The organism is Nocardia sp. NPDC050412 (assembly GCF_044458825.1).
GTDB lineage: Bacteria > Actinomycetota > Actinomycetes > Mycobacteriales > Mycobacteriaceae > Nocardia.
The window spans coordinates 851,342-860,210 of sequence record NZ_JBITIJ010000002.1; the positions used below are offsets into that span (position 1 = coordinate 851,342).

Here is an 8,869-nt window from a genome sequence, read left to right on the forward strand (position 1 = left end):
GCGCAGTATTATCCAGATCGGCTGGTCGATGATCTTCCCGCGGCACAACCGATATCGAATTCCCATCGCGACCGGCCAGTGATTCCGTCTGCGAGTCAAGACATCTCGGACGTCCGGACGGGACGGACATCGGTCGCGCGAGCGCGCCGATGTCGCTCGATCGACCTCGCGCGGCGAAATCGGCGTGGGGAAGCTCCCGCGCGTATGGCGCCGCGATCGAGCAAGCGCACCAGGCTACATATCCCGGTCGTGAAATCGGAGGTCACCGTGGTGGACAACTCGAGCGCTCACGACGACACCGCCCATCGGTTCACCCGCAACGGGCGGGACCTGCAACTTCGTGTGATGGAGGTGTCCGGCGGTGCCGAGTGCGGGTATGTGCTGCTATATGGCGAGGTGAGCGACGGATGTCTGGTCCGAATTCACTCGCGGTGTTTGTACGGCGAATCGCTCGGCTCGCAGGATTGCGACTGTGGGCCCGAACTCGACCAGGCCTTGGACCGGATATGGGACGAGAGCGGCGGCGTGCTCATCTATCTGGAGCAGGAGGGCAGGGGTAGCGGATTGATCGCGAAGGCGCTCGGCTACCGGGAGAGTGAACGCCGCGGAATCGATACCTTCGCAAGCTACGAGAGTCTTGGCCTGCCCGCGGATAGCCGCACCTACCACGCTGCGGCCAAAAGCTTGCAGGATCTCGGACTCACCACAGTGCGACTGCTCACGAACAATCCCGCGAAGGTCGACCAATTGCGTTCGACCGGTCTGGCGGTCACCCGGGTGCCGTTGCACACCGAACCGCTGAGCCAACGGGCCGCTGAATATCTGGAGGCGAAACGGCGCCGTCGCGGGCACATGATCCCGCCGTACGGCATGCTGTGCGAGCCGCGCATGGAGTCCGTGCCCGAGCGATCGGGGCCCTTTCTGCGTATCTGGTCGCGGCTCGGACCTGCACTGCGCACGCGTCACACGGTCCGGCGCGTGCGCGTCAAAGTGCGGCCCAGCACACTTCGCCGGATCTGGCTGCGGGGCGCGGATCTGCCGTGGGGGCGCGGTGCGGGGTCTGATTCGTCCGTATAGAAGTAACGGACACGATTACCCCGGTCTGGCTACCATGAGTGAGCCGCGCCACATGGTGCTATCGAACCGTGTGACACGATGAGATAGAGTCGCTTGCAATTTATCAGGAGCAGCGGGTCTCGAACCGTGTGGAAACCATGCGGTCGCTCCGGGCGCGGTTCACGCCAGAGATATCGGGAAACGGGAAGATGACGACAACAGAAATCGGTTTCGCGCACGAGTCCGGCAAGACGGTGTACACGGTGCCGCAGGCATTCCAGGAGACCGTGAAGTTACGACCGGATCAGGTGGCGTTGCGGACGGTCGGCGGCACCACGGAGATCAGCTGGCGCGAATACGGCGAGCGGGTGCGCACGCTGGCGGCGGGACTGGCCGGCCTTGGCGTCGGCCACGGCGACACCGTCGGCATCATGCTCACCAACCGGCCCGAGTTCAATCTGGTCGATACGGCGGCATTGCATCTGGGCGCTACACCGTTCTCGATCTACAACACCAGCTCATCCGAGCAGATCACGCATCTGTTCACCAATGCGGAGAACAAGGTGGTGATCACCGAGCGCGCCTTCCTCGACGTCATCAAGGGCGCGGGTGTGCAGCTCGAACACATCGTGGTGGTGGACGGTCCGGCCGCCGATGCGGTCGGCCTCGCCGACCTGGAGGCGAATCCGGCCGCCGACTTCGATTTCGACGCCGCTTGGCAGGCGGTGACCCCCGATGATCTCGCCACGCTGATCTACACCTCGGGCACCACCGGCCCGTCCAAGGGCGTAGAGATCACCCACCGCAATGTGCTGGCCCAGATCATCGCGCTGGTCAACGGCCCGCTGCGAGTCGGCCTCGACGACCGCGCGATCTCCTATCTGCCCGCCGCGCACGTCGCCGACCGCATCTCCGGCCATGCCATCAGCCTGCTCACCGGCATCCTGATCACCTGCGTACCGGATCCGCGTGAGATCGCCGCCGCACTGCCCGACGCGCGTCCCACCGTATTCTTCGGTGTGCCCCGGGTGTGGCAGAAGATCAAGGCCGGTATCGACGGCAAGGTGGCCACCGAAGCGAGCCCGGTGAAGAAGGCACTGGCGAACTGGGCCATCAACACCGGCGTCGCGGCGGCGCGCGCCGAGCTGGCAGGTAAGGGGGGCAGCCCGCTGCTCGCGGCGCAGTACAAGGTCGCCGACGCGCTGGTGCTCTCGAAGCTGCGGGCCGCGCTCGGCCTGGACAACCTCAAGGTGGCCGCCTCGGGCGCCGCCGCGATCCCGGCCGAAACCCTCGAATACTTCCTCGGACTCGGGTTCACCGTCAGCGAGGTATGGGGCATGTCGGAGACAACCGGTGTGGCCACCTACACCGAACTGGCCAAGCCGCGCCCGGGTTCGGTCGGCCGGGCCGTCGAAGGCCTCGAGTTGCGGCTCGGCGAGGACGGCGAACTGCTGGTGCGCGGCGCGATCGTCACGCCGGGTTACCGCAAGCAGCCCGATAAGACCAAGGACGCGCTCGACGACGACGGCTGGCTGGCCACCGGTGACGTCGCAACCATCGATGCCGACGGCTATGTGCGGATCGTGGACCGCAAGAAGGAACTGATCATCAACGAGTCGGGTAAGAACATCTCCCCGACCAATATCGAGAACGCGGTCAAGGCCGCCTCCTCGCTGGTCGGTCAGGTGGTGGCGATCGGTGAGGCCAAACCGTTCATCTCCGCGCTTATCGTGCTCGACCCGGACACCGCGGCCATCCGGGCCAAGGAAATCGACGCGCCCGCCGACGATCTGGCCGCACTGGCCACCCGCAAGGAGATCCTGGACGAGGTGCTGGCCGCGGTCGTCGCGGGCAACCGCAAGCTGTCGCGAGTCGAGCAGATCAAGCGATTCACCGTGGTCGGGACGCCGTGGGAGCCGGGCGGTGATGAGTTGACCCCGACGATGAAGCTCAAGCGCAACCCGATCGCGGCGAAGTACGCCGAGGAGATCGCCTCGCTCTACACCACGCCGCTGCCTGAATCGGTGGTGAACGTCTCGTAATGACCGGTGGCCCTGAGCAAAAGCTCAGGGCCACCGTCGTTTTCCCGCTATGTCTAGACGACCTCGTACTTGGCGACGATGGTGGCGCGGGCCAGGGTGTGCGAGAAAAGGTTGAACCCGAGAAAGGCGGGGGTGCCGTTCTCGTCGATCTCCAACCGCTCCACATCCACCGCGTGCACGACGATGAAGTAGCGGTGGTACCCGTGTCCGGCTGGTGGCGCCGCACCGACGAATCCCGGGAACGCGCCGTCATTGCGCAACGTGACCGCCCCTTCGGGCAGCACACCACCCTCACTGCCCGACCCGCGCGGCAGCGAGGTGGTGCTCACCGGGATGTTGGCCACCGCCCAGTGCCAGAAACCGGCCGCGGTCGGTGCGTCCGGATCGTAGACGGTGACCGCGAAACTCTTTGTCTGCGCAGGGAATCCAGACCAGGACAGCTGCGGCGAGACATCCTTGCCGCCCGCGCCGAAGACGCCGCTGACCTGATCGTTGCCGAAGCTCTCGCCATCGGCGACATCCTCTGAGGTCACCGTGAAGCTGGGCACCTCCGGCAGCGCGTCGTACGGGTTGTAGGAGTAGTCGGGCACGGTGAGTCCTTTCGATCGTCAGCTGTTCAACAGGAAGTGTTCCAGCACCCGGGTGCCGAATTCGAGTGCCTGCACCGGAACCCGCTCATCGACGCCGTGGAACAGTGCCGTGAAGTCCAACTCCGGCGGCAGCTGCAGCGGTGCGAAACCGAAGCAGCGAATACCCAAGCGGGCGAAGGCCTTTGCGTCGGTGCCGCCGGAGAGCATATAGGGCACGGTGCGGCCCTGCGGGTCGTGGGCGAGAATGGCGTCGTTCATCGCGTCGACGAGATGTCCATCGAATGTCGTTTCGTAGGAATCGAGTTTGGTGATCCACTCGCGCTCGACATCCGGGCCGATCAGCTCGTCCACCTCACGCTCGAACGCGGCCTGCCGCCCCGGCACCACGCGACAGTCCACGACCGCCTCGGCGGTCTGCGGGATCACATTCGCCTTGTAACCCGCCTGCAGCATGGTTGGGTTCGCGGTATCGCGCAGTGTCGCGCCGATAATGCGGGAGATCGTGCCCAACTTCGCGAGCTGGCCCTCGATATCGGGACTCGACGGATCGAATTCCAGGCCGGTCTCCTCGGCGACCGCGGCCAGGAATTCGGCGACCGAATCCGAAAGTACCAGGGGGAAGGTGTGTTTGCCCAAGCGCGCCACCGCCGCGGCCAGAATCGTGACGGCATTGTCCTCGTGCAGGAATGAGCCGTGACCGGCACGCGCCTTGGCGCGCAACCGCATCCAACCGAGCCCCTTCTCGGCGGTTTCCACCAGATACAACCGACGGTCGGTGCCGTCCGGGCGCGGCACGGTCAACGAGAAACCGCCGACCTCCCCCACCGCCTCGGTGATCCCGTCGAACAGGTCGGGCCGATTCTGCACCAGCCACTGCGAACCCCACTTGCCGCCGTTCTCCTCGTCGGCGAGGAAGGCGAAGACGATATCGCGTGGTGGCACCGTCCCCTCGATCTTGAACTGGCGCGCGATGGCCAGCATCATGCCGACCATATCCTTCATATCGATCGCGCCGCGCCCCCACACATAGCCGTCGCGCACCGCGCCGGAGAACGGATGCACACTCCAGTCCGCGGCCTCTGCGGGCACCACATCCAGATGCCCGTGGATCAGCAGCGCACCGCGGCTCGAATCGGCCCCTTTCAACCGCGCGAACACATTTCCGCGACACGGTGCGCCCGACTCCACGTACTCGGTCGTATATCCCGCCTGATGCAGCTGATCGGCCACCCACTGCGCGCATTCGCGCTCACCCTTGGTGGTTGCCAGATCTCCGGTGTTGGAAGTGTCGAACCGGATCAGCGTACTGACCAATTCGACCACCTCGGACACGGCACGAGACGTGGTGTTCGGACCGGATACTTCGCCAGTTGCAGACACGTACCCTTTCCTACCACCTGACACCGCCCGCGTGTCGCCATAGCCGTTCCCGCACGGCACCGCCCGCCGTCGCGAGGTGCGCGATCGCGCGCGGGTGCGGGTCGATTCACGCTGATCGCAATCGCCGACGCTGTGTGGTCGCGGCACGGCCGGGTATGTCCCGGTCAAAAGCCTTGACCGGAAAGCCGGACCCATGAAGCTCCCGAACCTGCCATTGCCACCGATCGATACCGCGACCGACTGGGTCGCCCAGCAGGTACGAGCGTGGATTCCCGAGGCGGATATGAACGACCGGGATCCTGGATTCATCGCCCACACGGTCGGACCGTCCTGGCAACTGGTTCGCGCGTACTTCCGGGCGGAGGTACGCGGTATGGAGCGGATACCGAAAAACGGCCCGATGCTATTGGTCGGCAACCACTCCGGTGGCAATGTCTCGCCCGAGGCGCTCGTGACGACTCTGGCGTTCGCGCGCTATTTCGGACCCGACCGTCCCTTTTATCAACTCGCCCACAATCTGGTGATGGCCGTGCCGCTGCTCGGCATGTTCCTGTCCCGTTTCGGCACGGTGGCGGCCGACCCCGAAAGTGCCAAAGCGGCGCTGCGCAGTGGTGCGGCGGTACTGGTGTATCCCGGCGGTGACTGGGAGGTGCACCGCCCGACCTGGGAGGAGGACCAGCTCGATTTCGCCGGACGCACCGGATTCCTGCGAGTGGCCTGGGACGAAAACGTGCCGATTGTGCCGTTCGTGAACTACGGCGCTCAGCAGAACGCCCTCATGCTCACCCGCGGCGACCGGATCGCCCGGCTGCTGCGGCTGGATCGGACGCTGCGATTGAAGGTGTTCCCGATTTCGCTGGCGCTGCCGTGGGGGCTGAATATCAGCGACCTCGCCGGGCATATTCCGTTGCCGACCAAAGTGACGGTCGAATTCCTGCCGCCGATCGACCTGCACCAGATATTTGGGTCGGAGCTCGATGTGGATCGCGGCTACGAGTACGTCACCGGGATCATGCAGGAGGCATTGTCGAAACTGGCCGAGGAACGCACGCTGCCGATCCTGGGATGAGCCTCACGCGGGCGGGTGGACGCGCCCGGCGCCGATCCGATCGATGCGATCGCGCCCCCACGCACCCAGTGGTTCCAGCGCCGCATTGAGTGCGCTACCCAATTCGGTCAGCCGGTACTCGACCTTCGGCGGCACCTCGCGGTAGATCTCGCGATCCACGATGCCGTCCTCCTCCAGCTCCCGCAGCTGCTGGATCAGCATCTTCTCCGATACACCTGGCAAGCCGCGGCGCAGCTCGCCGAAGCGGCGCACGCCATGATTCGCCAACTCCCACAGGATCAGCGCTTTCCACTTGCCGCCCACCACATCCATCGCCGCGTCGATGCCGCAGAAGTACGGCCCGGATCTCTTCGCACCCATCCCTACCCGTTCCACATGCGCATCGGCAAGTACTGGCTCGAATAGTAGGTACTCGTCATCAGCTCGGGCAACGCGGGGCAGAAACACCGAAAATCACCAGCTAAACCCGCGATTTGGTCAACGCAGCCACATCCGATAACCTTGCTGAGCACACCGGTCCGGGTGGCGGAATGGCAGACGCGCTAGCTTGAGGTGCTAGTGCCCTTTATCGGGCGTGGGGGTTCAAGTCCCCCTCCGGACACAAATCTGTGGCATTTATGCCCCCAAAATTGGGTCCGGGCATCGCCTGGACACTCCGTCCCGGCAGTACGCCGCCACCTGCGGGTTTGTTCCGTTGGGCGGTGGTCGATGTGACCGATGACACAGTATCTGCGCTGATCCCTTCCTCCGCCTCCATCGGGCTCACCGGCGGCGATGGCTGCGGAATCGGTGCCGGTCTGCCGATGGCGACCATCGAGCAACCACCCGCACACACCGCGGTATACAGCGTGCGCCCGGTCGACACCAACGGGCGCGTGGTCGACAAAGCCGTTCTGGCAGCGCTGGATTGGCACCCCGGTGACCTCCTGTCCTGGCGGATCGCCGCGGGGCTGATCGTGATCACCCGGCCCGGCTACGGCCGCCGCGGGGTCACCAAGCATGGGCATCTATCCCTGCCCGCCCATGCACGGCGCGCCGCGGGCATCCGCCATCACGACAGGGTCCTGTTGGCCGCCGATCCTGATCAACGCCTGCTGGTGGTTTTCCCACCACATGTCCTCGATGAGATGGCCGCTCGCCGCTTCTCCGCGGGGGTAAGCCGATGAACGCGCGCAGCGACACTGGCGCCGACGTCGCCGCGGTCCGGATGATGATGGACCGGTTCAATCTCACCGTCGCCGAGCTCAGTGACGACACCGGTGCGGCCGCAAGCGTCCCGACCTTCGGTGACTACATCCCTATCGTCGCCGACAGCATGCCCGCGAGCCGGACTCGCGATCACTATCAGACATATTGGACGAAGATTCTTGCCCAGCCGGGGTGGGCTGAGCGGGCATTGAACGAGCCGACTGCCGTGGAGTTGCAGGGGCTGTGCGAGGTGATCAAGACCCAGCGACTGATCCGCCGCAACGGTCGAGACGGACGTGAAGTCGTGCGCCACGTCATCGACGCGTTGCGCCGGGTCTACAAGCACGCCGAAGATAACCGGATCATCGACTCGCGCGACAACCCGGCCGCGAGGCTGACCAAACCCCGGCGCACGCGATCCAATCGGCGTGCATTGCCCGAAGACCTCCTGAGCGAGATCAACCGCGTCGCCGCTACCACCGGCAACGACCCGCAGCTCGACACCCTGCTGCTGCGCCTGCACACCGAAACCGCCTGCCGCCGAGGCGGTGCACTGGCCTTGCGTCCCCGAGATCTCGATCCCGTGCAGTCAGTGATTCTCTTACGGGAAAAAGGCGGCACCGAACAATGGCAGCCGGTCTCGCCCACACTAATGCGCGCGCTGTGCCGCCACGCCGAACAGCGCGGAGCCGCACCGAACGAGCAACTACTGCGTGCACGCAACGGCAAGCCCATCACCCGCCGTCGCTACAACTACCTGTTCGAGCGCCTCGGCCGATACCTGCCCTGGGTCATCACCCACGGCATCTCCATCCACTGGCTGCGCCACACCACAACCACCTGGGTCGAGCGCCGCTACGGCGGCGCGATCGCCCGCGAGTTCGCCCGCCATGGCCTCGGCAGCGCCGGACCCACCGGTGTCTACACCACGGCAACAATCAACGAAGTCGCATCCGCGCTCGCCCACCTCACCGGGGAACCCCACCCCCTGGCCACAACGCTCACGCGGGCACAGAAGAACCATATGACGACATAAACGACGCAGCCAGGCAGATGGTCTGCCCCGAGGCCGGCGATAGCCACTGGGACGAACTCTTCGACATTGGTCCACAGCGAATGCCGGTCTCTCGGGGCGACCCCCGGATATATGCTGCCCGATTCGTGTTTCGAGCATCACCCACCGCGCGCACCGCAGGCAGTTCACCGGCGCGACCTCACCCATGGCAGACCCGTTTCGAGCGGCGCTTCCAGCTGCTCCCAACAGTCGCCCGCAGGGCTTCGTTTCACCGATCGTTCAGGACATGACACATGCCATAAGCGCGACAACATCAGGGTCTGGGACCGTGTGCAGCTGGATCGCCCGAATCCGCCTCAGCACGCAGTCCTCAGCCAGGAAGGGACACCAATGCATCAGCACGCCAATACTGAGCCACCCCGGTGAGTCCGGAGGGGACTATCTCGCTAACGGTGTTTCCGGCGGTTTCTCTCAGTAGGTTTGGGCGTCGGGCCAGCGGTCGGCGAAGGTGATCGCGAATGCGTTGACC

General features: G+C 65.1%; 8 protein-coding genes and 1 tRNA gene. 6 read left to right on the plus strand and 3 right to left on the minus strand.

Annotated features, from left to right (window positions below; genetic code table 11):
* Positions 1 to 249: 249 nt before the first annotated feature.
* Positions 250 to 1,077 carry a GTP cyclohydrolase II gene (locus ACIBI6_RS07845; protein WP_396955596.1) on the plus strand — a complete coding sequence of 276 codons (828 nt, stop codon included), beginning with the start codon at positions 250 to 252 and terminating at the stop codon, positions 1,075 to 1,077.
* A 188-nt stretch (positions 1,078 to 1,265) separates the two neighbouring features.
* On the plus strand, positions 1,266 to 3,098 hold the full coding sequence (locus ACIBI6_RS07850) for a long-chain fatty acid--CoA ligase (protein ID WP_364348257.1): 1,833 nt from the start codon (positions 1,266 to 1,268) through the stop codon (positions 3,096 to 3,098).
* A gap of 53 nt (positions 3,099 to 3,151) precedes the next feature.
* Here the strand turns inward: ACIBI6_RS07850 and ACIBI6_RS07855 are convergent, their stop codons facing one another.
* Complete coding sequence (locus ACIBI6_RS07855; protein ID WP_364348260.1) at positions 3,152 to 3,688, minus strand: YbhB/YbcL family Raf kinase inhibitor-like protein; 537 nt, start codon at positions 3,686 to 3,688, stop codon at positions 3,152 to 3,154.
* A gap of 18 nt (positions 3,689 to 3,706) precedes the next feature.
* Positions 3,707 to 5,068 (minus strand): M20/M25/M40 family metallo-hydrolase, encoded by a 1,362-nt coding sequence (locus ACIBI6_RS07860; RefSeq protein ID WP_364348263.1) that lies wholly within the window; start codon positions 5,066 to 5,068, stop codon positions 3,707 to 3,709.
* A 193-nt stretch (positions 5,069 to 5,261) separates the two neighbouring features.
* Here ACIBI6_RS07860 and ACIBI6_RS07865 point away from each other — a divergent pair, with 193 nt between their 5' ends.
* Positions 5,262 to 6,137: a lysophospholipid acyltransferase family protein gene (locus ACIBI6_RS07865; RefSeq protein WP_396955597.1), complete on the plus strand. Its 876-nt coding sequence runs from the start codon at positions 5,262 to 5,264 to the stop codon at positions 6,135 to 6,137.
* A 3-nt stretch (positions 6,138 to 6,140) separates the two neighbouring features.
* Here the strand turns inward: ACIBI6_RS07865 and ACIBI6_RS07870 are convergent, their stop codons facing one another.
* The gene (locus tag ACIBI6_RS07870; protein WP_364348269.1) at positions 6,141 to 6,497 is read right to left on the minus strand and encodes a helix-turn-helix domain-containing protein; all 357 of its coding nucleotides are present in this window, start codon (positions 6,495 to 6,497) and stop codon (positions 6,141 to 6,143) included.
* 156 nt (positions 6,498 to 6,653) lie between these two features.
* Between ACIBI6_RS07870 and ACIBI6_RS07875 the strand changes: the two genes are divergently transcribed.
* The 3 genes from ACIBI6_RS07875 to ACIBI6_RS07885 all read left to right on the plus strand — a co-directional run bounded on the left by ACIBI6_RS07875 (position 6,654) and on the right by ACIBI6_RS07885 (position 8,361).
* Positions 6,654 to 6,738 (plus strand) — tRNA-Leu (locus ACIBI6_RS07875).
* 109 nt (positions 6,739 to 6,847) lie between these two features.
* On the plus strand, positions 6,848 to 7,303 hold the full coding sequence (locus ACIBI6_RS07880) for a hypothetical protein (protein WP_396955598.1): 456 nt from the start codon (positions 6,848 to 6,850) through the stop codon (positions 7,301 to 7,303).
* Entirely contained in the window at positions 7,300 to 8,361 is a 1,062-nt protein-coding gene (locus ACIBI6_RS07885) for a tyrosine-type recombinase/integrase (protein ID WP_396955599.1), read from the plus strand. Before ACIBI6_RS07880 ends, ACIBI6_RS07885 begins: the two co-directional genes overlap by 4 nt.
* Positions 8,362 to 8,869: the final 508 nt, after the last annotated feature.